The sequence below is a fragment of the Chloroflexota bacterium genome (assembly GCA_014360905.1).
Classification (GTDB): domain Bacteria; phylum Chloroflexota; class Anaerolineae; order UBA2200; family UBA2200; genus JACIWX01.
In genome coordinates this window covers 17,016-41,522 of the sequence record JACIWW010000008.1, presented here as the reverse complement: position 1 = coordinate 41,522, position 24,507 = coordinate 17,016, and the positions used below count along the sequence as shown (strand labels likewise).

Below are 24,507 nucleotides of genomic sequence, written 5' to 3'. Positions count from 1 at the left end.
AATGACATATGCCATTGAGACCAGAGAGATAACGCACTATTTTGATAGCCTCTGCGCGGTGAACCGGGTATCGTTACAGGTGCTAAGCGGGACCATCTTCGGCTTCCTGGGGCCCAACGGTGCAGGCAAGACCACGACTTTGCGTCTGCTGCTAGGTCTTCTAGAGCTAAGCGGTGGTTCGGCAACAGTGTTGGGATATGATGTTGCTACTCAGGCCGATGCAATCCGTGCGCACAGCGGCGTTCTGCTTGAACACGATGGTTTGTATCAGCGTTTGACCGTTTTGGATAATCTGGAATTCTTTGGTCGCATCTATCACCTGGACAAGAAAGTTCGCCAGGCACGCATTCGAGAACTTCTGGAGCATCTAGGCATATGGGAATGGCGCAACGCAGACATCACCAAGCTATCCAAGGGCATGAGACAGAAAGTCGCAATCGCTCGTGCCCTGCTGCACCGGCCTAGCCTAGTTTTCTTGGACGAACCATCAGCGGGTTTAGACCCGGTCGCGGCTGTCGCTCTACGCGAGGACATTCAGAACCTAGCGCGAAAGGAAGGGACGACCGTCTTTCTGACCACGCACAATCTGGCTGAGGCGGAGAAGATATGCGATATGGTCGGTGTCATCCGGCAGGGGCAACTCATTGCGATGGGCACCCCAGAAGAATTGCGAGCACGCACAGGCAAGCCAACGGTTGCAATTTACGGACGTGGTTTTAGCACCAGTGCGGTCGAGGCACTGCGCGCCCTATCCAAAGTGTCCTCTGTATTTCTGCATGCGGATCATTTGCAGGTAGAACTCGAACCAGGCGCAGAGACAGCGCCTTTGATCAGTTTGCTGGTCAGCGAGGGAGCTGAAGTGGAGGAAGTGCGCAAAGGTCGCGGCAGCCTGGAAGAGGCTTTTGTCACGCTCATGCAAGAAGAACAAGAATTGGGAGCAATGTAACTATGGAAGATATTATGACGATCGTGTGGAAGGAACTAAAAGAACTGTGGCATGCCAGAGGCGGGATGCGCTCGCGCTTGCTTTCCTACCTGCCCCTGTTGCTCGTATTTGGCGTTATCCTGCCATTACAGGAGCGCGAAGCCTGGGTCAACAGCCCACTGGCAGGAATTTTCTCCATTGTGCTGCCCTTTATCCTGGCAGGCGGAGCAGTTGCGGATAGCTTCGCGGGAGAGAGGGAACGCCACACCTTGGAAACGCTACTTGCCACCAGACTTTCCGACCGAGACATCTTCCTGGGCAAGGTACTTGCCTGCGTCATCTACAGCATTACTATAGTCTGGGCCTCTATGTTGCTCAGTCTAATTGCTCTGAATGTGGCCAGGGGGACTAGTCGCCCCTTCTTTTACCCCGGTGCGGTCTTGATCATGATCGTGTTCGGGACCATCCTAAGCAGTCTGTTCATTGCAACAATTGGCGTTTTCATCTCGCTGCGGGCGCCCACTGCCCGTGCAGCAGCGCAAGTGTTCAGCGTTGCCACGCTAGTGCTTTTCGTCGGTGGCCCGCTATTGTTGCAAGCCCTGCCGGCTTCAGCCAAGGATACTCTGCTGCAGATACTGAGCACTGCGAACTTGAACCTCGTAGGCATTGTAGTAGGCCTGGTAACGCTGGCTTTGGACATTATCTTATTAGCAATTGGCATTGCCCGCTTCCAGCGGAGACGGCTGATCTTGGAGGATTAGTTAGGCACAAAAGAACAAGGGCGAAGAGATTGCTCTCGCCCTTGTTCTTCTTCAACTGGCTTATTGCACACGTAACACAGGGAGTAGTGCAAAATCGTCCGGTGTGAGCTTGTCCATATCCTTTTCCTGCGAAGCGGGGTATTGGCTCAGCAATTCTTCTTGGGTTGGAGAGGCTCCAGCAGGCAAGAAAACATCAATGATACGCGTGTGATTGGTATCAGCCGGAGCTCCACCGAAACGCCACTGTGCACTCTGTGCTTCCACGTCGCGCACGCGCCATACCCCAGCAGCCGGATATCCCTCCTGACCAAGTACAACAGCTAAGTAACCCCACCTCTGCGGCTCCCAGCTACTGAATGCATTCTTGGGCACACGTACGGTAACCTTCCTGCCCGGAGGATCCACAACAATCTTCATGGAAACATCTACTTTCTGGGGGTTGCCCTTTGCATCCAGTTTGAAGACTCCCGGTGTCCAGCCTTCTACCCATACCGCATAGTCCCAGGCATCCTCGCTGGAAACGGCAGCATTGCGTCCAGGCAACAGCAACCGTCGCCCTGAACCAGATTGGTGGTCCATATCTATGTAGACATCGAATGCTTGCACGGACAAATTGACGGCAGAACCCCAAGGGTTGGCAACAGGGCCATACATGGAGAAGATGAGTACGAGGTTGTTCTCATCGTAGCCGACAACAAATTGCTTGCCATCGAAGCACTGCGCCAAGAACACGCCATCGGTAGGATAGGTGTAACTTCCTGGGCCATAGTCATCGTGTTCAGGATCGTCAATGACGAGAATGGGTGTGATAGCGCTGATATCGGGCACAACAAGCAAAGCTGGACCACCCAGTGGTGCTGCATCAATGTCTGTCAGCGCTCGACTCACGACAACGTACAGATTGATCCGATCGCCTGCCTCCAAATCTGTTAGGTTTTTGAACGGCACAGCCAATTCAATGGCTGTCCCTTTGACAGCAGCATCTGCCAGTGGCGTTTCTTTTTCCCACTGATTGTATCCCAGAGCATTGGCATAAAATGCACTCACTGTGCCCTGTTGGATGCGCACTGCGGCTTCGCCAGCCGCACCGAACCCTAGGATAGTTTTGGGAGTGGCAACAGCACCATAGCGCGAGAAGGTGTTAACTTGTTTCGCGTGTGGGTTCGAGAAGTAAACCGCGATGGTGAGATCAGGAGCCAGCGTAAACCAATTGCTGCGCCCGTCTATGCGCAGATAGATATTCTTCTTGTCAAAGCCGTAGTATAGAGCGGAAATCACATCCTCGGCGCGGGCCATGGCTCCCCCTGATTTGAGGTAATAACCAGCCTGCGCCCACTCACCTTCAGAGGCCACACCATCTATCACAGGCGTGAACAAACCGGCTATCTCTTGCGTCGGCACAGGAGGTTGTGGTGGCATGATGGGTACATATAGCCAGTCTGGTACGCCATCGCCCATCGTGCGATAGATATCCATAAGCGTCTGCCGGAACATCGTGTCGAAAGCGCGCTCATCCGCTACGCTCTGATCCGAGCCGTACCACCAGAACCAGTCTGAGCCCTCGGCAAAGTACATCAACTCCATGGCTTCCTCGAATTGCTTCTCGGAAACCGCATTGCGCCGGTTAATGAGCATCATCCGCGTCTTCTGCAAGTAGTTCCAAGCCTGATTTTCTTCGTCTTCCCCAATCCAAGTGGAAAAGTCCGGTGTAAACCAGCAGCCTGCCCAGAGCTTTTCGATCTTGCGCTGCTCTGGAAACTTTTGCAGATACTCAGAGGGAGTGATGGTGACAATATCCGAAGCCTCGGACAATTGCTGGTACAAAGCGTTCAAGAACTCCTTGCCGTCATTATCGTAGTATTCCCAAGCGTTCTCTCCATCCAGCAGCACAGTGACCAGATGCGGGCCGGCAGCATTTTCTTCCTTCAGACGGACCTTGATATCACGCAACCTGCGCATGAAATCCTTCGCCGCTTCCTGACCAGGCATGCCACTGTACGTGAAGCCTACCTTATCCGAGATAAGCAGGTCGCGGAAAACCATGCCCACTGGGCGCCCATCGCCGTGTTGGACATAGTAGGGGCGATATAACCGATCGGCTTCCTGTACAACGTCCTTGCTATTGCGAGTAAACCCATCCATTCCCAGGGAACGGGCCAGCACCTGTTCTCCAGAAGCCATCCAAATAACACCGGCATCAGAAACCATTTTCACGATTTCCTGGGCGACAGCTCCCTCTGCCGGCCACATCCCGCGAGGCTCCCTGCCAAATAGTTCCTTGTACTTGGCCACTCCCTTCTGGATCTGCGCAATGGCATCGTTAGGGAAAGAGAAACGTTCCGGCAGTTTGGCATCAGGCATACCGATCAGGGCTAGGTTCGTGTCATAGAGCAAGGGCAGAATGGGATGTGTATAGGGCGTGAAGGTTACCTCAATCTGCCCGGTATCTTGCAGTTCTTTATGCATAGGCAGGACCATTTCCATCACTTCCAAAGCTTTAGCAAAGATAATAGTTTTGTCTTCCTCGCTAAAGCCTTTCCCCTTGTTCACCAGGCTCAGCAATGGCTCCTCAGCCAGAAAATCGGGATCGAACCAGGCTAAGTTGAACCACACCTGAAGGTCACGAAAATCTTGTTCGGTGAAGTTGGGCAATGCTTTCTGCACAGTGGCATCGCTGTCATCGCTGCCGCGCTTGGCCAACAACTCTTGATAGCGAGGATAACGGCGAATGACATGATCCCAATTAGCATCAAAGAAACGCTTGAGGATAAAGATTTTCTCTTCTTCACTTAGGCTAGCAGCCGGTTTTTCAGCCAGCACCCAATAGAGATCCTTGGCTTCTGCAACCAAATCCTGCAGTTGAAAGATCAGACTCGGTGTCAGGTTAAAGGTTGCCTTGATCTTGGGGTACTTTTTCAGCATGGCAGCCATGTCATAGTAATCTTTGGTGGCATGGCAGCGTACCCAAGGTTTGCTGTAAATGCCGGTTTGGGGATCTTTGTAGTAACGTGGTTGGTGCTGGTGCCAGATAATGGACAGATACAATGGTTCTTCCGAGATTGGCGTAGCTATAGCTGGCAAAGGCGTTGCAGTTGGCACGATGGGTATGGGGGTAGGTTTGGGCGCACAGCTAATAAGCAAGACCACCGTCATGGTCAAACAGAAGAACTGTCTCCAGTGCGACATCTTCTCCTCCTTGCGAAGTTAGTAGGCACATTATACGGCGATTTTTCCCACAATGCGAAAAATAGAAAGCATCCATAGTAACCACAGGGGTGCAAGAGTGTTTTAAAAGTGCAAACTGAAGGATTGAGGCGAGGTGGGCAATGACAGTGCTGCGCTATATACTAGTAGCGGGAATGGGTTATTTGCTAGGATCGTTTCCTACAGGCTATGTGCTTGCCAAGCTATGGAAAGGTATAGATCCCCGTCAGTATGGCAGTGGCCGCACCGGAGGGACGAATATCCTTCGTGCCGCCGGCAAAGGCCCTGCGATATTCACCGTTATGGGAGATTTCCTGAAAGGTGCATTATCCGTTGGGCTGGCGCGCGTGCTGTTGGGGACAAGCAGCGCAGCAGTAGTAGCGGGATTGGCTGCGGTGTTGGGACATAATCGCTCCATTTTTCTACGCTTTCGCGGTGGCGCAGGCTCCATGACCAACGCTGGGGTGATACTTGTACTGGCCCCTCACGTTTTGCCCTTCATGGCCGTGGCCGCTGTGGTAGCGGCTTGCCTATCGCGGATTGCATCCGTAACATCTATTGTCGCCGCAGTAACTATGCTCATCACACTGGCAGTCTCGTGTTTGCTGTCCCTGTCACCAGCGATATATGTGCTTTATGGAGTGCTGGCTTGTGGTCTGATCCTGTTCGAGTTGCGCCCGAATATCGAGCGTCTGCGCTCGGGTTCGGAACGCCGCGTGGAGCATTATTAGGACTAGAGCACTTTGGGGAATCTAAAGGGCAGGCACTAGATCAGTATCTTGCTAAGAAATTGCCTAGTGCGTTCTTCCTTGCAGGCAGCCAACGAAAGGCCATCAGGCGTTGTCTCTTCAATGATATGCCCCTCGCACATGAAAAAGATGCGCTTGGCAGCGGCTTTGACAAAGCCCATCTCGTGCGATACCACTACCATGGTCATACCTTCTCTGGCCAGATCCAACATCACGTCCAATACTTCTTTGATCATCTCTGGGTCCAGTGCAGAAGTTGGTTCGTCGAAAAGCATGATCTTTGGCTGCATGGCTAGCGCGCGAGCGATAGCTACTCGTTGTTGTTGACCACCAGAAAGCTGCGCAGGATAGGCGTTTGCTTTCTCCGGAATGCCTACCTTGGCCAGTAGTTGACGAGCGATCTCTTCCGCCTCCTGCTGTGACCTCTTGCGCACGACGCGTTGTGCTAAGGTAATGTTCTCCAGAGCTGTCAGGTGGGGAAAAAGATTGAACAATTGAAAAACCATGCCCACCTCAGCCCGTACTTTGTCAATATTCTTGGCCTCGGTGAGTGGGATGCCATCCACGACAATCCGCCCGCTGTCTATTGTCTCCAGATGGTTGATGCACCGAAGGAGTGTAGACTTGCCGGAGCCACTGGGGCCAATGATGACCACCACCTCACCACGTTTCACGGTCAGGCTGACATCATCTAAGGCAACTACCCGCCCAAAACGCTTGCTCACATGTTCGATTTCGATAATGTTATCGGACAAAAGTCGTCTTCCTCTCTAGATAGGCTACAATACGAGAGAGAAACAGGGTCATGACTAAATACAACAGCGCCACCATCATCCAGGTTTCAAGAGCCAGAAAAGTACTGGCCATAAACTCGCGCCCTCTACGCGTCATGTCGGCGACGGCTACGACCGAGACCAGCGAAGAGTCCTTCAACAGCGCTACAAATTCGTTGCCTACGGGTGGCAAAATAATGCGTACAGCTTGGGGCAAGATGATGTAGCGCATAGCCTGAAAATAACTCATCCCCAACGAGCGTGCCGCTTCCATTTGCCCTTTGGGAATGGATTCGATACCAGCACGGAAGATCTCCGACATGTACGCTCCGTAACAGATAGTCAGGCCTGCTACAGCCGCTCCAAAGGGATTCAATTTGATATTGATTAACCTATGGGCAAAACTCGGCCAGGCGCCTATCAGTTTTATCCCAACATCTCGCAGTAAGATAGGAGAGGCATAATAGATGAACAAGAGTTGTACCAAAAGCGGTATGCCACGAATAACCTCAACGTATATCGAGGCGATCCCTTTGATAAGAGGATTCTTGGCTATGCGCCCCAGCCCGCCGATCAGTCCTACCAAAAGTATCAATAAAAAAGATAACACCGTAATGCTCATGGTCACGCGGACGCCATCTTCGAGGAAGACGAAGATGCGCCGATACGGATCTGGCTTGCTGCTGATCAAAAACAGGGTAATGAGCACCACGCTGATAAATAGCAGCCACCAGCGGTCTATTCGTTGCCAAATAGGCTTGGTCTCTTCGGTAGAAGTGAGCGTTTTAGTATTCGCACGAATCTCTTTGTATGTCATGATAAAAGTTTCCTCATTCCCGCATGAATGAAGGTAGCTAGAACTGCAGCAATCGGCTAGCTCTACATGCGCAGGCGTGGGTCCAGGGCATCGCGCAGGCCATCGCCCAGCAGATTGAACCCCAAAACAGTGAGCATAATCGCTATACCAGGGAAAATGATAATGTGAGGAGCAGTAAACATGGAAAACCTGCCCTCACCCAACATAGCTCCCCACTCCGGCGTGGGGGGTTGAGCCCCTAGCCCCAGAAAACTGAGGCCAGCCGCATCCAGGATGGCTGTAGCTATGCCTAACGTGCCCTGAACAATAATGGGAGTGATAGAATTGGGCAGGATGTTGCGAAAGAGTATACGGCTGTGGGTTACACCAATCGCCCGTGCAGCTAGGATATAATCCTGTGCTTTGACAGATAGCACTTGAGAGCGGACTAAGCGAGCATAAGTAGGGATAGAAACAAGGGCAATGGCAATCAACATATTCATCAGGCCAGGCCCCAGGATAGCCACAATGGCGATAGCCAACAGCATGGCAGGAAAAGCCAACGCAATATCCATAAAGCGCATGATTAGGTTGTCGGCCCAACCTCCCAAGTAGCCAGATACAAGGCCCAACAAAGTACCAAGGATAATGGCCAGGCTAACTGAAAGCACTCCTACACGCAAAGAGACCTGTGCCCCAAAGATAATGCGGCTCAAAATGTCGCGGCCCAAATCATCCAGGCCAAAGGGATACTGTTGTGAAGGGGGCTGACGACGCAAAACTAACCTTTGTTCCAATGGATCGTACGGGGCTAAGAGGGGAGCAAATAGTGCACAGAGCAAAAAAACAGCTAGAATCAACATGCCCACAACAGCTAACTTGTTCCGCAACAATCGGCGTAACGCATCCTGCCACAGATTGGTTGGAACTCGTTTTTCTAATTGGAAGGTAGTAGAACTCAGTTCTTGCAGGCTTGCTGATCTCATTTGTGCCTTCTCAACAAAGCGTAATTAGTGCCAAGGACGTGGAATAACATTCTACTCATAACGGATGCGAGGATCAAGGTAGGCATAGGATATATCCACTAAAAGATTGAGCAGCACAAATAATAACGCAATCACCATGACACCACCTTGCACGGCTGGATAGTCACGGGCTAGGACGCGGTCCACTACCAGGCGGCCCATACCAGGCCAGGAGAAGATGGTCTCTGTCAGGATAGCACCTCCCAAGAGGCCACCCAATAAGAGGCCAATGACGGTGATGATGGGCAAAAAGGCGTTCTTCAAGGCATGTACCAAGATCACCATTCGTTCCGGAAGTCCCTTAGCCCGGGCAGTGCGAATATAGTCCTGGCCCAAGACTTCGAGCAGGCTGCTACGGGTCATGCGGGCGATATTCGCCATAGGGATCGTCCCCAGAGCTAGAGAAGGAAGGATGAGATGCTTCAAGGCATCTATCAAAGCTTCTGGATTGCCAGTGACTAGGGCAGTGAAAACATAGAAATTCGAAAGGAAATCGCTGAATGCTATGATCTTGTTGCCAAAGGAACCCGTAAAGATAGTGCGAAGGTTATAGACTTCTGTGATAGTAGGCAATTCTACTCCCACTGTCAGGCGTGCTGAAGGAGGAAGTACATGGAGTCGGAAACCAAAAATATAACTCAAGACCAGACCGAGCCAGAAAACCGGCATAGAAACGCCGATCAGGCTACCAACCATGGTAATTAAATCGAAAAATGAATTGTGGTGATAAGCAGCGAGGATGCCGGCAGGAATGCCAATCAAGCAAGCCACAAGCATGGCGCCAACAGTCAGCTCTACCGTGGCCGGCAAACGCTGGGCCAATTCTTCCGTGACCAGGAAATTGGTACGCACAGAGCGTCCAAAATCACCGCGCGCAATTTTGCCGAGATAGCGCAGGTATTGCACGGGGATGGGATCATCAAGGCCGTACGCTTTCCTGAAGCGTGCTACTTTCTCGTCCGTGGCATGCTCTCCCAACATCACATCAGCCGGAGTGCCTGGCACGAGGTGCATCATGGTGAAAGTGATGACGGAAATCCCCAATAGAACGAAAACCAATAGTATCAAACGCTGGATGATATAGCGAGTCAAATGTCTGCCCTCTTATCAGGCCACAGTGCAGGGAAATACTCTCCCTGCACTGTGGTAGGATTTAGAACCGGATGAACTTATTCTCCCTTGAATCCGCCGAAGAAGTCGGCAAAGTAGACATATTCATTGGTGTGGGCGGTATTGCGATAAGGATGGTCCGGATCCCAGGCCCGCTCGATATTAAAGATTACCGCATCAGCATTAAAGTCCGTTCCATCGTGGAACTTGATGCCCTTCTTGAGTTTGATCGTCCACACCAAGCCATCGGCGGAAACTTCAGGCATCCCATCCGCTAGTTTTGGCTCGATTTCCGTCGCTCCGGGCTTCCGGGCATACAGACCCTCGAAGATCTGGTTCGTAACCATGAAGGATTCGCCATCGGTCTCATCCCAGGCATCCAGGCCGACTGCATCGCCAGCTCGCCCCCAGATGAAGGTACCGGTAGGAGTCTCGATATCCCACCAATACTCTAGATAGAAGGGATCAGGCACGATGCCTTTAACTTCCTTCTTGGCGGCAAAGGCACCCGCATTGTGCATCACCGGTACACCCAGAGCGATGTCATGGATACGCTGGTTGGCTTGCTTATACAGCTCAGTGCGCTTGGCGATATCAGGCTCAGACCTGGCCTTGACTAAGAGGTCATACAGCTCCTTGTCAGGCGGCCCTTTGGCCCAGCTGTCGGTGGAGCCGCTGAAGAAGGTGAATAGGTTGTTGTCCGGATCGCCAAAGTCGGACATCCAGCCCAGCATCCACAGATCTGCCTCATCATGGCGGATCTTGTACAAGTAAGTACCCCAGTCGTAAGTTACCAGGCGGCAGTTAATGCCGATAGCTTTGAGTTGGCTCTGTATAATTTCGGCGATTAGCTTGGCCTCGGGGTAGTAGGAGCGGCGCACCGGTAGATACCACAAGTACAACTCAAAACCTTCGGGATAACCAGCTTTGGCCAGCAGTTCCTTAGCCTTGGTAGGGTTGTACTCATAGTCCACAATCTCGTCATTATAGCCCCACATCAATGGCGGCAGGTATTCCTTCGCTGGCTGTCCGGTCTCGGGTGCAACAGCGTTGACAATGGCCTGCTTGTCAATGGCATGGTTGATGGCCTGTCGTACTTCGAGTTTGTTGAAGGGTTCGCGGTCTGTGTTCATCCCCAGGTAGCCGATGGTGAATGCCGGACGTAGGTACAGTTGCAGGTTCGGATCTGCCCTGACCACGGGGATGTCGTCAGGCCGAATGCTGTCAGCACCGTCAATCGTCCCTGCCTGCAGTTCCAGAAGCCGGGCGGTGTCCTCTTTGATGACGCGGAAGACCATCTTCTGCAGCTTGGCTTTTTCGCTCCAGTAATCGTCGTTGCGTACAATGGTGATGGTATCTTCGGGCTTCCACTCTACGAACTTCATCGGCCCTGTGCCCACTGGGTTCCGGAAGCTCTCGTCCATGTACTTCATCACTGCCGCAGGGCTGACCATGGGCATCATGGCTGAAGCCAACTGTGCCAGGAAGGGAGCATGGGGGCGATGGAAGGTGAACCTAACGGTGTAGTCATCCACCTTCTCCACGGATTTTAATACACAAGCCGCTTCAGGCGTTGGCGCTGGCGCAGGTGCTGCTGCTTTGACCCATTTCTCCTCGAGCTGAGCAATGAGGCCCTTCTCCTTCACTGCCTTGAGGCCCTTGTTGATGGCTTCCAGGATCTCTGGTGCGTTCTTTTTCACCGCAATGCCGTAGAATTCCTCGGTGAAGGGTTCGCCGACGCTCTTGATCTTACCCGCGTATTTCCCTACATAGCCAGCCACCAATGGGTTATCCGCTACCACCGCGTCAATCTGGCCATTGATGAGATCCAGGAAAGCTTGGTCAATGGTGTCATAATTTTTGAGCGTGGCACCGGCGATTTTTTCCACTTCCATAGCGCCGGTTGTGCCGAGCTGAGCACCCACTACTTTGCCCGCCAGGTCTGCTGGCCCTTTGATGCGAGTATCATCAATGCGCACAGCAATAAGCTGTCCTGCATTGTAGTAGGGTTCGGAGAAGTCAAACTGCTTTGCGCGCTCCTCTGTGATGGTCATAGCAGAGATGGCAGCATCGTATTGGCCTGTGGCCATGCCAGCCAACAGGGGATCCCAAGCGACATTGACGAATTCCACCTCAAAGCCAGCCGCCTCGGCAATGGCCTTCATCAGGTCAATGTCAAAGCCCACAAACTCTTTGGTTGTTTCGTCCACATACTCAAATGGCGGCCAAGTGGCATCAGTGGCCACCGTAATCTTGAGCTTGGGCTTTGGTGTAGCAGTTGGTGGCACTGGCGTTGGCGGCGGCTTAGGTGTCGGTGTTGGCGTGGCTGCCGGACGGCAGGATGCCAGTACCATGCTAATCACCACGAAAACAGCGATGAGAGTCCAAACCTTGCTTTTCACAATTGCCCTCCTTCTTGCTTGATCAATAGTTCACTGGCTGAAAACCAAGGGAACCCACCCCCGTGTCAACAGCCCAGCGGTTTACCTGGATTGGCTAAGGCAGAATCACCTCCTTTGAGTTATTTGGCTGCCTTGTCAAAGGCACAGGTAAAATGAAACTCCTCACAAAGCGGAAGAAGTACCGTATATCTTTTTATTTTTCACCACATCCCGCGCTTTTTGGTTCAATCCATAACGAGAACCAAAAAGCGCTGAACTCCTTCCAGGAGAGCTTGGCTCGCCGCAGAGCCTGTACAGGCACCTACACGCATGTCACCAACGACATACGAGCCTCATCTACTCTTCACGAAGAGAGCTCCTGAATCAAGAGGGGACCCTCCCCTTTACTGCAGTGAAAGCAGGTATTGGGTGCTCTCTCGAAAGAGACAGCGCTGTTTCGAGATAAAATTATACAACAAATACGCCGCTTGTCAAACTTGCACACCCCTATTATGTTTTTGACAATTTCTCTCTCCAATGCTATATTCTGATGTTACCATATACCTGAGGAGGCAATCCACTGCATGAAAAACATTTGTGTCATCGGCGTAGGCTATGTTGGCTTGGTTACTGGAGCATGTCTGGCCGATTTGGGCAACAAGGTCATCTGCGTCAACCGCGATAAGGAGAAGGCAGAGCGACTAAAGAAGGGCATATTGCCCATTTTCGAGCCCGGCCTGGAGGAAATGGTCCGCCGTAACCATGAGGCACAGCGCCTCGATTTCACCATTTCCTACGATGAAGGGTTGCGTGATGCCGAGTTTATTTTCATCGCCGTGGGCACGCCCTCTGGAAGCGAGGGGGAAGCCGACCTTTCCCATGTAACCCAGTGCGCAGAGGATATTGCCAAAAGGCTGGTCAAGCCCGTGATCATCGTGAACAAGAGCACCGTGCCCATTGGGACAGGAGACTGGGTAGCCGACATTATCAATGAATACAAGGTGAACGATGTGGAATTCTTTGTCGTTTCCAACCCAGAATTCCTGCGCGAGGGCTCGGCTGTTTATGATTTCATGAACCCCGACCGAATCGTGCTTGGCTCAACCAATCGGCAAGCAGCGGAGAAAGTGGCCGAGCTCTATGCCCCATTACAATCTCCCACCATTATCACCGACTTGCGCACCGCGGAGATGATCAAGTACGCTTCGAACTGCTTCCTAGCAACCAAGATCTCGTTTATCAATGAAATGGCGAACATCTGTGAGGCGCTTGGGGCAGATGTAAAGGAAGTGGCTCTAGGCATGGGCAGCGACAAGCGCATTGGCCATGCCTTTCTCGGCGCAGGCGTAGGCTGGGGCGGCTCTTGCTTCCCCAAGGATGTCAAAGCTCTGGCCCATATCGCAGCAACACACGGCTGTCACCCGCAGATGCTGCGTGCAGTCATGGAGATCAACTACGATCAGCGCAAGCGCGTCATCCAGAAAGTGCGCGAGATCCTGGGCAATTTCCGCGGTAAGACCATCGGTATTCTGGGGCTCTCCTTCAAGCCAAATACGGACGACATGCGCGATGCCCCTTCTATCGAGATCATCCACATGTTGCAGCATGAGGGGGCGCAGGTAAAAGCCTATGACCCAGTGGCGATGAACAACGCGCGCAAGATCCTCAACAATGTGACGTATTGTGATAATCCTTATGCAGTGGCTGAGGGTGCAGATGCTTTGATCCTGGTCACAGAATGGAATGAGTTCAAGCAACTGGACATGGCGCGCATTGCCCAGTCCATGCGTCAACGCGTGCTTTTTGACGGGCGCAATATCTACGAACCTGAAAAGATGAGGCAATTGGGATTTATCTATCGCGGCGTTGGCCGGGGCTACGACGCGAATGGACAACCCTTGTGAGAACTCCTGATGCTCAGCGTGGGTGTGGACATTGTGGAAATCGAGCGGATCCAGCGGGCGATCACGCGCTGGCAGGGACGTTTCTTAACCAGAATATACACCCCTGCTGAGCTTGCTTTGTGCCGAGGACGGGTGCCGGAACTAGCAGTACGCTTTGCTGCTAAGGAAGCGATTTCCAAGGCCTTGGGGACTGGGTTGTCTGGAGTGTTATGGTGCGAGATGGAAGTGTTGGCCGATGCACGAGGCAAGCCATTGGTCCGCTTGCATGGCCGTGCGGCAGCTCGGGCTGACGAGCTAGGTCTGAGGGAGTTTGCGATCAGTCTATCGCATTCGTGCGATTATGCTATAGCTTTTGTAGTGGCGGACGAGAATGGGCAAAGTAGAGCGAGCGTTTGAGGCCAAGTTACAGGGACGCCCGAAGGATACTGTACGCCTCATTGTGCATGTTACGGGTGATATAGCACAGGCGAGAACACGGCTGTCTGAATTGAACGTCCCTGTGCTGCGTTCTTTCCGCCTCATCAACGCTGTAGCTATTTCCTGTACCGCAGAGATGGCTTTGGCTCTTATGCAAGAGCCTTGGGTAGAGAAAATCGAGGAAGATCGCCAGGTGTTTGCTCAGGCGCATGACATTGCAACGGAAAAAGGAAAGCAAGGGAGGCAGACATGAGTGAAAACAAAATAACCCCTGCTCTAGCAGACGCGCTGGCTGCTCCGGGAGCGCCGCAAGAGCATCGCATCATTGTGAAATATCGAGAGCATATCGCTCTGACCGCGCGGCCCTTGATGGGCATCTCGCGTGCACGACATTTCTTTCTCATCCCTGCAGCGGCGATGCGTGCTTCTGCTGAGCAGATTCAAGCCCTTGCTACTGATCCTGCAGTGGAATACATCTGGCCGGACTTGCCTGTGCGTACCTGCTTGGACACTTCGGCTCCTTTCATCCGTGCTCCGCAGGTCTGGGCAGCTGGCTTTACCGGGCGCGATGTGCCGATTGCGATTGTTGATACGGGTATTGACCCCGGACATCCCGATTTTGCCGGGCGCATTATCGCTATGGAGGATTTTACCGGCGAAGGACCGCGTGATAACAATGGGCATGGCACTCACGTGGCTGGCATTGCAGCGGGTGCGGGCAATACGTATAAAGGGATTGCGCCCGAAGCACGCATCTATGCTGCTAAGGTGTTGCACGGCGACGGCTCAGGTTACATGAGCGAGGTGATATCTGGCCTGGATTGGGCAGTACAGCAGAACGTAAGGGTTATCAATTTATCCCTGGGTGGCGTGGGGCCTTGCGATGGGACAGATGCCCTTTCCACTGCCTGTGACGCAGCAGTAGAACAAGGTGTAATGGTTTGTGTGGCCGCGGGCAACTATGGCCCAGGTGCATCCACCGTCGGACCTCCTGGCTGCGCCAGGAAGGTGCTGACCATAGGCGCCTGCTCCAACCAAGGTACGATTGCTAACTTTTCCGCGCGTGGGCCCACGAGCGATGGCCGAGTGAAGCCAGATATTCTACTGCCCGGTGTGGGCATTGTTTCTTGCCGTGCACAAGGTACCACCATGGGTACACCCGTAGATGCACTGTACACGCGAGCATCTGGTACCAGTATGGCTACGCCTCACGGCACGGGCATCGTAGCTCTGCTGCTGGAAGCTTTTCCGGATTTAACGCCGTCGCAATTGAAAGAACGGCTAATGAACACAGCGAAGGACCTGGGGTTGGATGCCAATGCACAAGGCAAAGGACGTGCGGACGCCTATCAGGCCCATTTGAACACACCGTTTGCACCGCCACCAACACCGCCAACGCCCACACCGGGCTGCCTTATTTCGATTCTGCATCTCTTCATGCCGGGCTGGTAAGCCGCCCATCCTTAAACTATGGGAAGATTATTCTCGACCTTTTCAATTTTGATTATCCTAATTAGAAGGAAAAGTATTACACAATGACCGTGTCTTCAATTGCCTTTGTTTTTCCCATTGCCGGGCTGCTGGGGCTGCTGTTTACCCTGTATCTTGCCCGAGTCACGATGAACAAAGAGGCAGGTCCACCTGAGATCGTCAATTTCTCCGCCTTCATCCAGGAAGGCGCAGCTACGTTTCTCCGACGTGAATACCGCATCATGGCCATCGTAGCAGTTTTCTTCGCTGCCTTTTTGGTGGTGACGTTAGACGCATATATAATGTTCACTTTCATCATCGGCGCGGGCACTTCTGTACTGGCTGGCTATATCGGCATGGCCATCGCCACACGCGCGAATGGTCGTACGACTTTTGCCGCCCGCAATGGCCCTACCCATGCCTTTGTTGTGGCCTTCTCTGGTGGGTCGGTTTTGGGCATGGCCGCCGTGAGCATCGGCATCCTTGGTATATCCTCGGTGTATCTGCTGTTCCACTTTTTGAGGCTAGTGCCCAATCCACTGACCGTGATGACAGGTTATTCCATTGGCGCAAGTTTTGCCGCCATCTTCGCACGTATTGGCGGGGGCATCTTCACCAAAGCGGCAGACATAGGAGCTGACATGGTGGGGAAAGTAGAGGTAGGCATACCGGAGGATGATCCACGCAACCCAGCGGTCATCGCAGATAACGTGGGCGACAATGTGGGCGATGTGGCAGGCATGGGTGCAGACACCTACCAGGCTTATGTGGATACTTCCATTGCCGCCCTTATTCTGGGTGCCTCGGCTACCACTATCCTGGGCACGCCTTTAGGGGAAAAAGGCATACTCTTGCCTTTGTGGATTCTTTTTGTAGGAATGATTGGTTCTGTACTGGGAATTATTGCGGTGAAGACGCTGGCACGAACTGGAAAGGTAGGGCCAGAAATGCTCTTGCGCATCGGCATGGTCAGCAGCGGAGCGACAACGTTGCTGGGGATTTTATTGCTGTCTATCTTTTATCTAGGAGACATGCGCGCTTTTTACGCTGCTTCTGCAGGACTGGTTGCCGGTGTGCTCATCGGGCTGATTACAGATTACTTCACTTCTGGAAGCCCAGTCGATACCATTGCTCGCTCAGGTGAATCCGGCGCGGCCACTATCCTCATCACTGGATTAGCCGTGGGCATGCAGAGCGCTACCTTGCCTATGGTTATACTGGGATTGTCCATGGTCATTGCCTTCAGAGCGTGGGGTATCTATGGCATTTCGCTGTCGGGCGTGGGCTTGCTCTCGATTCTTGGTATCACGTTGTCCATGGATGCCTACGGACCTATCGCCGATAACGCAGGTGGTATCGCTGAAATGACACGGCAGCATCCGCATATTAGGCGCATCACCGATCGTCTGGATGCAGCGGGCAACACCACGGCAGCCATTGCCAAGGCTTTTGCGGTCAGTGCTACTGCTGCCGCTGCGCTTTCCTTGCTGACTGCTTACTCTGCTGCGACAAAGGTGCAAAGCCTTGATATTCGCGATGCCAAGGTGATGGCTGGCATCCTAATTGGAGGAGCATTTCCGGCTTTGGTCTCTTCGATGACGCTCAAAGCGGTAGGACGTACGGCAGGTTTGATTGTTACAGAGGTGCGGCGTCAATTCAAAGAGATTGTCGGGTTGCGGGAAGGCAAAATCCCGCCAGATTATCAACGCTGTATTGACATCGCCACTAAGGGGGCTTTGGAGCAGTTGGTTGCACCTTGTCTGATTGCGGTTGCTGCTCCCTTCGTCATCGTTTTCTCCTTGGGCTGTGAGGCGCTGGCTGGGTTCCTAGCCGGCAATATCGTGAGTGGTATTTTTTTGGCTATCTTCATGGCTAATGTAGGTGGTGCCTGGGACAATGCCAAGAAACGCATCGAGACTGGCGCCTATGGTGGCAAGGGTTCTCTGGCCCATCTCGCCAGCGTGGTAGGAGACACTGTGGGAGACCCATTGAAAGATACGGCCGGACCCACTCTGAACATTCTCGTCGAATTGGTTGCGGCTGTCTCGCTTGCTTTCGTGCCGTTATTCCTGCGACTAGTCCACTAAAGGAATCGCACATGCGTCCATTAATCGGTATCCCATGCCAAGGTAACCTGCGCTCGAATTATCGCCGTTTTTGTGTCGGGCAGAGTTACTGCCGTGCGCTAGAGGCGGTAGGTGGAGCGCCAGTTTTGATTCCGTTGCTCGATGATGAGGAGGCCTTGCTGGATATCTATCAACGCTTGGATGGATTGCTTCTAGCCGGTGGGGGAGACATCGCCCCTCGACATTTTGGCCAAGAGCGTCTAGCTAGGCTGGGGAACATTGATCCACCTCGCGATCGCGTGGAATTGCTCTTGGTGCGCTGGGCAGTAGAGGATGATCTGCCTCTATTGGCCATTTGCCGCGGGATACAGGTGCTCAACGTAGCTTTGGGAGGCACGCTCTATCAGGATATCCCCTCGCAGATTCCTCATGCCTTGCGCCACAACTTTCACCCTGAACACCCGCGAAACCACCTAGGACATGAGATAGTGGTCAAAGAGGGAACTCGGCTGGCAGGCATCCTGGGCGTCAATCAAGTGCATGTCAATAGCTTTCACCACCAATCAGTGCGAGACGTGGCTCCTCGCTTAATAGTAGCCGCTGTTGCGCCAGATGGTGTGATCGAAGCTATGGAAGCCCCGGACAAGCGATTCGTCCTGGGCGTGCAATGGCATCCAGAGGACTTGGTATGGGACGATCCCAAGATGAGACGTCTCTTAGCGGCATTCATTGAAGAGGCAGCCAGAAATCCTCGCTGCAGTTAGCGATGCACCCCAGCAACAGGCTTTGACAGCGCATCGAACCATCGCATTTGGGATATTTGGGATATAATTTGGGATATAACTACATCGTTTATTTGAGGATGTAATAGGCGCCCTTCTTGTCGCCAATGCGCAGTAGAATCCCCTTCTGCACCATATCCACCAGGTCTAGGCGCAGCGTTTCAGGTGTTACATCTGGACAGAGGTCGTGGTACTCGCGATTGGTAATGCGGTTGTGATCCTGCAGGAAAAGCAGGGCTTTGATCTGCCGCTCGTTGAGAACTTTTTCCCATTTGCTCACTGGGCGTTCGCGCACGTTGCGCAGGGTTACCTTAAAAGTGAAAGGAGTAGCGTCAAACTGTGGCCGGGGATGTCCAGCCTGCAGCATCTCCTCGATCATGCGGTCAATGCCTAGTCCCAATTCCTCGATGAAACCCCAATAGAAGAGTCCTCTCACAATACGAGGGTTGCGTGAGAAGTGCTCTTCGACAATGTTGTCCAGCGTGATGTGGCCAGGAAGTCCACCAGGGCTGATGATTTCGAGCCGGTCGTCGAACATGCGCACTTCGATCTTGCGACCCGTGAGGCGATAGTCGCGGTGAGCAACCGCATTGACGATGGCCTCGCGAACTGCAGCTGGTGGGTATTCGGGACGCTCCTCGCGCTTCAAGCCGAAGATGACCGACTCATGGCGCATTTCTTCCCAGATAATGTTCCAAAGTTTGTCGATGATCTGGTTCAGCGATCCGGTGATTTCCTCACGTCGGGTATAGCCTGGAAGCCCCTCGCGGTTAGTTGGTGTCGTGCCCGCAAAGCGCACCAGCACGGCACCGCTGTGAGATAACAGGCGCTGCGGATTGCGTCCAAAGAGCAAGATGCCAGCTACAGTGGGCTTGCCCTCCGTGTTCACGGCTCCACTATCGGATAAGAGTTCCTCATCGTTCAATTGCTCGCCGCGCGGTCCACGTATGCGGCGCTTGGCCGCATACTCAGCAATAATGTCTTCATCGAAGTCGGTCAGGGTCGCGCCGGGGACCGCTTCCAATTCGTACTCGCCCGCTCCCTTAGCAGAAGCAAGGTACCTGATCTCCTCGCCACTCAGGGGACGATTCTTCGCACCTGAGCGCAACAACACCCGGCCATCGAAAAGGCTGTGCAATTCTGGGCTACGCGGCACAGAAATCGCAATCGCTGTTCCGCCCATAGCCTCTAGTGGCTGCCACTCTGTTTTGACTGGCGGGCGGCACATCCCTTGCGCACGCAGGAGCAATGCCTCCAGGTGCTCGGGCTCCACCTCCTCCAGCAACATCCCGGTGCTGCTGAGCCCAACCAGAATTGTGCCCCCATCAGCATTGGCAAATGCAACCAGCGTTTCTGCCAACGCTTCTACTTCTGGCTGTGGCATGAGCTCCAGCAATTGTCCGCGACCTTTTCTCAGCAATTCTCTGAAGTCCATAAAATGCTACCCCTTGCTCACTCTTTCCTGGATGTGGGTGCGCGGGGAGCAGAAGCTGCGCCTTTTTCCGCCCCTCTCTTCGCCTGTGTAGCGGTTCCCTTGGTCTTCGTTGCAAGCTGTTTCACAGAAGATTTGCGAGCATGACGGGGCTTCTTGCTTTGTGGCGATACCAGGCTCGCAACAGCGGACTTCTTGGGCTTGGCGGCAATATGCATCATGCCCGCTATCTTGTCCGTACCTTTGAGAGGCGCGATGACACTGCCCCGCGTGGAACGGCTCTGCGTGGGAATCTCGCTAGCTTTGATGCGGAAGGCCGCTCCGCTAGCAGATGAGATGCCTATTTCATCATCGGGATACACCACACAAGCAGCCACCAAATGCCCGGTTTGGGCAAGAGCCTTAGGCGAGAATGCTTCGATGCCTTTCCCATATCGACTTTGGGTCGGATATGCCGTCAGAGGTGTCTGCTTTGCATAGCCTTTTTCACTCACGACAAGCAAAGTTCCTCCTTCCTGCACTGCATCCATCCCGATGATGTGGTCGCCTGAATCCAGTTTGATGGCATTCACACCAGCCGCACTGCGTCCCATGGCCCGTACTTCATCCTCTTTGAAGCGTATCGCTCGCCCTTTTGCTGTAACGAGGATCAATTCCTGGCTACCATTCGTTGTTACCGCGCAACGCAACTCATCGCCATTGTCCAACGTGATGGCACTCAGACCACTTGAGCGTATTGCGGAGAACTCTGCCACGGGAGTGCGTTTGATACGCCCGTGGGCTGTACACATGGTGAGGAAAGAGACCTCCTTAAAGTCCGGCACTTCTACAATGGAGGTCACAATTTCATCCGATTCTATGGTCAGCAAGTTGGAGAGAGGGATGCCGTTTGTCGAATCGGGAATTTGATGTGCTTTGATGGTAAAGCAGCGTCCTTTGTTCGTGCAGAAGAGCACATTATGCAGCGTATTCGTGGCTACTGCGCGGAGGGCAGCATCCCGACCTGTTGGGGGAAAGAGATCGCTGCGTCGCAAGACTCTTTTCACGTAACCTCTTTGTGTAACGGCGACGAACACATCCTCTTCGGGTATCAAGTCTTCTACCTTGATCTCCTCCGCTTCCTTTTCCGAAATACGCGTAAGTCTCCCATCCCCATAACGCTCTTTCAACTCTTGTAGTTCCGTCTTGATGAGCTGCAGGATTTTGCGTGGATTGGCTAGTAGACTTTGCAGGTACTGGATTTGCTTTAGTGTATCTGCATACTCTTCCTCGATCTTGCGTCGTTCCAGCGCTGCCAGACGACGCAATTGCAGATCGAGGATGGCGCGTGCCTGCGTTTCCGTTAGCTTGAACTTGCGCTGCAAGTTAGTCAGCGCCGTCTCGGCACTTTGGGATTGGCGGATGGTGGCAATCACCGCGTCTAGGTGGTCCAACGCAATTTTCAGGCCCTCTAGAATATGCGCACGCAATTTGGCTCGCTCGAGCTCGAAGCGGCTACGACGGGTGATAACTTCTTGGCGATGTTCAATAAAGAGTTGCAGGCTTCTCTTCAACGACAAAACACGAGGTTCGCCATAGACAAGTGCCAACATGTTGACATTGAATGTGCTCTGCATTGGCGTGTACTTGTACAACTGCATCAAAGTGGGCTGCGGTTCCATCCCGCGCTTCAACTCGATGACAATACGCATGCCCTGGCGGTCTGATTCGTCGCGCAGATCGGATATTGTTTCGATCCTTTTGTCGCGCACTAACTCGGCGATCCTTTCAATCAAGCCGGCCTTGCTCACCTGATAGGGAAGCTCGGTGACGATGATCAACGATTTGCCTCCCCCAGCCTCTTCAAAGTGTGCACGTGCGCGCATCACGATCTTGCCAGCGCCGGTGGCGTATGCGCTGCGTATCCCTTCCAGTCCCAGGATGGTGCCTCCCGTTGGAAAATCAGGCCCCTTGATGAATTCCATCAGTTCTTCAACAGAAATGGAATCGATGCGTCGGTAATTGTCGATGAGGAAAATCGTGGCATCGCACACTTCGTTCAAATTGTGAGGCGGCACATTAGTAGCCATGCCTACTGCGATACCCGAGGCACCGTTCAATAGAAAATTCGGCAGACGCGTAGGTAGAACCACTGGTTCGCGCAGCGTGCCATCGAAATTGTCCATGAAATCCACGGTGTCTTTGTCAATATCGGCTAGCATTTCCTCCGCAATAGCAGCCAGGCGTGCCTCCGTGTAGCGCATCGCGGCGGGGTTGTCGCCATCTATAGAGCCAAAGTTGCCTTGTCCATCCACGAGCATATAGCGCATCGTGAAATCTTGGGCCATGCGGGTCATGGCATCGTAGACGGCCACATCGCCATGGGGATGATACTTGCCCAGCACCTCGCCAACGATGCGTGCGCTCTTCTTATAGGGCTTGTCGTGTCGCAGACCCATGTCGTTCATGGCATAGAGGATGCGGCGTTGCACTGGCTTTAGCCCATCCCGGACATCAGGCAGGGCACGCGAAGTGATCACGCTCATGGCATAATCCAGATACGCCGTCTTCATTTCTCGCTCAATATCAACTTGTCTAACTATGCCAATCTCCATGCCCTGAAAGCCCTTTCTTGATAAATTGCAAGTGTATTATACCTCAAAGAGATTGGATGCCCAAGAGAACTCTGCTTTCTGCTCTTGCATTGTAAGACGATGGCTGAAAGCGCGGGACAGTTGCTATTGACCGTTAGGGAATACAATGCTATACTTGTTGCAAGGTTGGTGGAGGCAACATCCTCTGCTATATAGCAGTCTCTACCATACATGAGCGCTGCAAACAGAGCAGATATGGCGAGGCCTTGACCGACAACAGATGGAGGATACGACATGAAGCGTATCGCGGTGTTGACTAGCGGAGGAGATGCACCAGGCATGAACGCTGCTGTTCGCGCCGTGGTGCGTACTGGTCTGGATAAAGGTTGGGAAGTCTTTGGCGTGCGGCAAGGTTATGCAGGTCTCATCGCGGGGAATTTTGTGCCGTTGAAAGCCCGCGATGTCAGCGGCATCATCCAAATGGGTGGAACTGTGCTGGGCAGTGCCCGCTGCCCTGAGTTCAAGACCGAAGAAGGACGCCTCAGAGCATTGAGGGCATTGAATCAGCAAGATATTGAGGCTCTGGTAGTGATCGGTGGAAATGGATCGCAGTGTGGTGCTCATGAGCTGTTCCAGATGGGCTTCCCTGTGGTAGGAGTGGCTTCCACCATTGACAATGACCTTTACGGGTCGGAAATCACCATCGGTGTAGACACTGCTCTGAACATCGCCTTAGAGGCTATAGACCGGCTGAAAGTCACGGCTTCATCGCATCAGCGGGCTTTCCTGGTTGAAGTAATGGGGCGCAATTGCGGCTACCTAGCCCTGATGTCCGGTATTGCGGGTGGTGCAGAGGCGGTGGTCATCCCTGAAGTAGAAACCGACCCAGAAGCTCTGGCTACAGAGCTGCGCGATAGTTATCGGCGCGGCAAGTCGCACGCGCTCATCGTGGTTGCAGAAGGAGCCAAATACAATGCTGAAGGATTGCTACAATACTTCCAGAAACACCGTGAGCGATTGGGCTTTGAATTGCGGGCAACCACCTTGGGACACGTCCAGCGAGGAGGTGCGCCTACCGCTTCGGACCGGTTGCTGGCTACTCGCATGGGGGCGGCGGCAACAGAGCACATCGCTCGTGGCGAATATGGTCTGCTGATGGGTCTGAATAAAGGTGAAATCACAGGCACTCCGCTAGAGGAAGTGGTGAGTAAGAAGAAAGAGCTGGATGTGCGTTTGCTGGAGTTAGCCCAAGTGCTAGCAAAGTAGTGCTACCAGCGGGAACTTCCTAAAAAACATGGCTGAAAGCCCCCACACTTATTATTGTGTCTTACATGAGGAAGGGAGAATCGCGCGATGAAAAAGATCGGATCAAGACAGATACTTAACCTATTGGCTCTCCTTGCTATGGTAATTATCAATGGTTTGGCCAATGCCTTGCCCCTCAACGGCCAGACCACGGGAGAGATATCGGATCGCTTCCGGGTTTATTTTGTCCCAGCGGGCTACGTCTTCTCCATCTGGGGGTTGATTTACCTTGGACTATTGGGGTTTGTCGTTTATCAATTATTGCCCGCACAAAGGGATAACCGACGGTTAGCACGTGTTGGCTACTGGTTTGTCCTGAGTTGCTTGGCAAATGCTGTGTGGATCCTTCTCTGGCATTATGAATTCTTTCCACTGACCGTAGCCGTGATGCTTATCCTCCTCATCTCGCTGATAGCGATTTACCTCCGCTTGGACATTGGCCACGAGCGGATTGCAACGGCCGAGAAATGGCTGGTAGACATTCCATTCAGCATCTACCTGGGCTGGATCACGGTAGCGACCGTGGCGAATGTTACGGCGCTCTTGTCCTACTGGAATTGGAGCGGCTGGGGCATCAGTGCCCCTGCATGGGCAGCGATTATGCTGGTTATCGCTGCCGGAATAGCCTTGGCTGTCCATCTCACCCGCAGAGACCTGGCTTATGTGCTGGTCATTGTATGGGCTTTCGCGGGCATTGCGGTGAAACACATGGCAACACCTTTGGTGGCCTGGACGGCGGGCTTGCTGGCAGTGGTTATAGCAGCAGTAGGAGCTATCCGCGCGTTACAGAGAAAGCCATTACTGTGCAAAGGATAAAGCAGGTAGACTTGGGGA

The 24,507-nt window shown here is 53.1% G+C and carries 19 protein-coding genes; 11 read left to right on the top strand and 8 right to left on the bottom strand.

Annotation, left to right across the window (positions count from 1 at the left end):
* Nucleotide 1: 1 nt before the first annotated feature.
* Entirely contained in the window at nucleotides 2-946 is a 945-nt protein-coding gene (locus H5T67_05145; GenBank protein MBC7244701.1) for an ABC transporter ATP-binding protein, read from the top strand.
* A gap of 2 nt (nucleotides 947-948) precedes the next feature.
* Nucleotides 949-1,686 (top strand): ABC transporter permease, encoded by a 738-nt coding sequence (locus H5T67_05140; protein ID MBC7244700.1) that lies wholly within the window; start codon nucleotides 949-951, stop codon nucleotides 1,684-1,686.
* A gap of 60 nt (nucleotides 1,687-1,746) precedes the next feature.
* On the opposite strand, the gene H5T67_05135 is transcribed toward H5T67_05140, so the two are convergent.
* Nucleotides 1,747-4,872, bottom strand: a complete 3,126-nt coding sequence (locus H5T67_05135) for a glycoside hydrolase (protein MBC7244699.1) — start codon at nucleotides 4,870-4,872, stop codon at nucleotides 1,747-1,749.
* 140 nt (nucleotides 4,873-5,012) lie between these two features.
* On the opposite strand from H5T67_05135, the gene H5T67_05130 reads away from it, so the two are divergent.
* Nucleotides 5,013-5,621: a glycerol-3-phosphate acyltransferase gene (locus H5T67_05130; GenBank protein MBC7244698.1), complete on the top strand. Its 609-nt coding sequence runs from the start codon at nucleotides 5,013-5,015 to the stop codon at nucleotides 5,619-5,621.
* A 35-nt stretch (nucleotides 5,622-5,656) separates the two neighbouring features.
* Here the strand turns inward: H5T67_05130 and H5T67_05125 are convergent, their stop codons facing one another.
* From H5T67_05125 to H5T67_05105, 5 genes are all read right to left on the bottom strand, one after another.
* Nucleotides 5,657-6,382 carry an amino acid ABC transporter ATP-binding protein gene (locus H5T67_05125; protein ID MBC7244697.1) on the bottom strand — a complete coding sequence of 242 codons (726 nt, stop codon included), beginning with the start codon at nucleotides 6,380-6,382 and terminating at the stop codon, nucleotides 5,657-5,659.
* A 1-nt stretch (nucleotide 6,383) separates the two neighbouring features.
* Nucleotides 6,384-7,229, bottom strand: a complete 846-nt coding sequence (locus H5T67_05120) for an amino acid ABC transporter permease (protein MBC7244696.1) — start codon at nucleotides 7,227-7,229, stop codon at nucleotides 6,384-6,386.
* Between the two features lie 62 nt (nucleotides 7,230-7,291).
* Nucleotides 7,292-8,194: an ABC transporter permease gene (locus tag H5T67_05115; GenBank protein MBC7244695.1), complete on the bottom strand. Its 903-nt coding sequence runs from the start codon at nucleotides 8,192-8,194 to the stop codon at nucleotides 7,292-7,294.
* Nucleotides 8,195-8,245: 51 nt separating this feature from the next.
* The gene (locus H5T67_05110) at nucleotides 8,246-9,325 is read right to left on the bottom strand and encodes an ABC transporter permease (protein MBC7244694.1); all 1,080 of its coding nucleotides are present in this window, start codon (nucleotides 9,323-9,325) and stop codon (nucleotides 8,246-8,248) included.
* Nucleotides 9,326-9,402: 77 nt separating this feature from the next.
* Nucleotides 9,403-11,745, bottom strand: a complete 2,343-nt coding sequence (locus tag H5T67_05105; protein ID MBC7244693.1) for a transporter substrate-binding domain-containing protein — start codon at nucleotides 11,743-11,745, stop codon at nucleotides 9,403-9,405.
* A gap of 563 nt (nucleotides 11,746-12,308) precedes the next feature.
* Here H5T67_05105 and H5T67_05100 point away from each other — a divergent pair.
* The 6 genes from H5T67_05100 (at nucleotide 12,309) to H5T67_05075 (ending at nucleotide 18,345) form a co-directional block, all read left to right on the top strand.
* Nucleotides 12,309-13,628: a UDP-glucose/GDP-mannose dehydrogenase family protein gene (locus H5T67_05100; protein MBC7244692.1), complete on the top strand. Its 1,320-nt coding sequence runs from the start codon at nucleotides 12,309-12,311 to the stop codon at nucleotides 13,626-13,628.
* A 9-nt stretch (nucleotides 13,629-13,637) separates the two neighbouring features.
* Nucleotides 13,638-14,024 (top strand): holo-ACP synthase, encoded by a 387-nt coding sequence (acpS, locus tag H5T67_05095; GenBank protein MBC7244691.1) that lies wholly within the window; start codon nucleotides 13,638-13,640, stop codon nucleotides 14,022-14,024.
* Nucleotides 13,999-14,298 carry a hypothetical protein gene (locus H5T67_05090; protein ID MBC7244690.1) on the top strand — a complete coding sequence of 100 codons (300 nt, stop codon included), beginning with the start codon at nucleotides 13,999-14,001 and terminating at the stop codon, nucleotides 14,296-14,298. The genes acpS and H5T67_05090 overlap by 26 nt, the downstream gene beginning before the upstream one ends.
* A complete protein-coding gene (locus H5T67_05085; GenBank protein MBC7244689.1) occupies nucleotides 14,295-15,497 on the top strand; it encodes a S8 family peptidase in 1,203 nt (400 codons plus the stop codon). Before H5T67_05090 ends, H5T67_05085 begins: the two co-directional genes overlap by 4 nt.
* 89 nt (nucleotides 15,498-15,586) lie before the next feature.
* Nucleotides 15,587-17,602, top strand: coding sequence for a sodium-translocating pyrophosphatase (locus tag H5T67_05080; GenBank protein ID MBC7244688.1), 2,016 nt, complete (start codon nucleotides 15,587-15,589; stop codon nucleotides 17,600-17,602).
* A gap of 11 nt (nucleotides 17,603-17,613) precedes the next feature.
* Nucleotides 17,614-18,345: a gamma-glutamyl-gamma-aminobutyrate hydrolase family protein gene (locus H5T67_05075; GenBank protein ID MBC7244687.1), complete on the top strand. Its 732-nt coding sequence runs from the start codon at nucleotides 17,614-17,616 to the stop codon at nucleotides 18,343-18,345.
* A gap of 88 nt (nucleotides 18,346-18,433) precedes the next feature.
* Here H5T67_05075 and H5T67_05070 read toward each other — a convergent pair whose 3' ends face one another.
* Both H5T67_05070 and gyrA read right to left on the bottom strand, forming a co-directional pair.
* The gene (locus H5T67_05070; protein MBC7244686.1) at nucleotides 18,434-19,798 is read right to left on the bottom strand and encodes a putative DNA binding domain-containing protein; all 1,365 of its coding nucleotides are present in this window, start codon (nucleotides 19,796-19,798) and stop codon (nucleotides 18,434-18,436) included.
* A gap of 17 nt (nucleotides 19,799-19,815) precedes the next feature.
* On the bottom strand, nucleotides 19,816-22,347 hold the full coding sequence (gene gyrA, locus H5T67_05065) for a DNA gyrase subunit A (protein ID MBC7244685.1): 2,532 nt from the start codon (nucleotides 22,345-22,347) through the stop codon (nucleotides 19,816-19,818).
* A 315-nt stretch (nucleotides 22,348-22,662) separates the two neighbouring features.
* Between gyrA and pfkA the strand changes: the two genes are divergently transcribed.
* Nucleotides 22,663-23,634: a 6-phosphofructokinase gene (gene pfkA, locus H5T67_05060; protein ID MBC7244684.1), complete on the top strand. Its 972-nt coding sequence runs from the start codon at nucleotides 22,663-22,665 to the stop codon at nucleotides 23,632-23,634.
* A gap of 87 nt (nucleotides 23,635-23,721) precedes the next feature.
* The gene (locus tag H5T67_05055) at nucleotides 23,722-24,489 is read left to right on the top strand and encodes a tryptophan-rich sensory protein (protein MBC7244683.1); all 768 of its coding nucleotides are present in this window, start codon (nucleotides 23,722-23,724) and stop codon (nucleotides 24,487-24,489) included.
* Nucleotides 24,490-24,507: the final 18 nt, after the last annotated feature.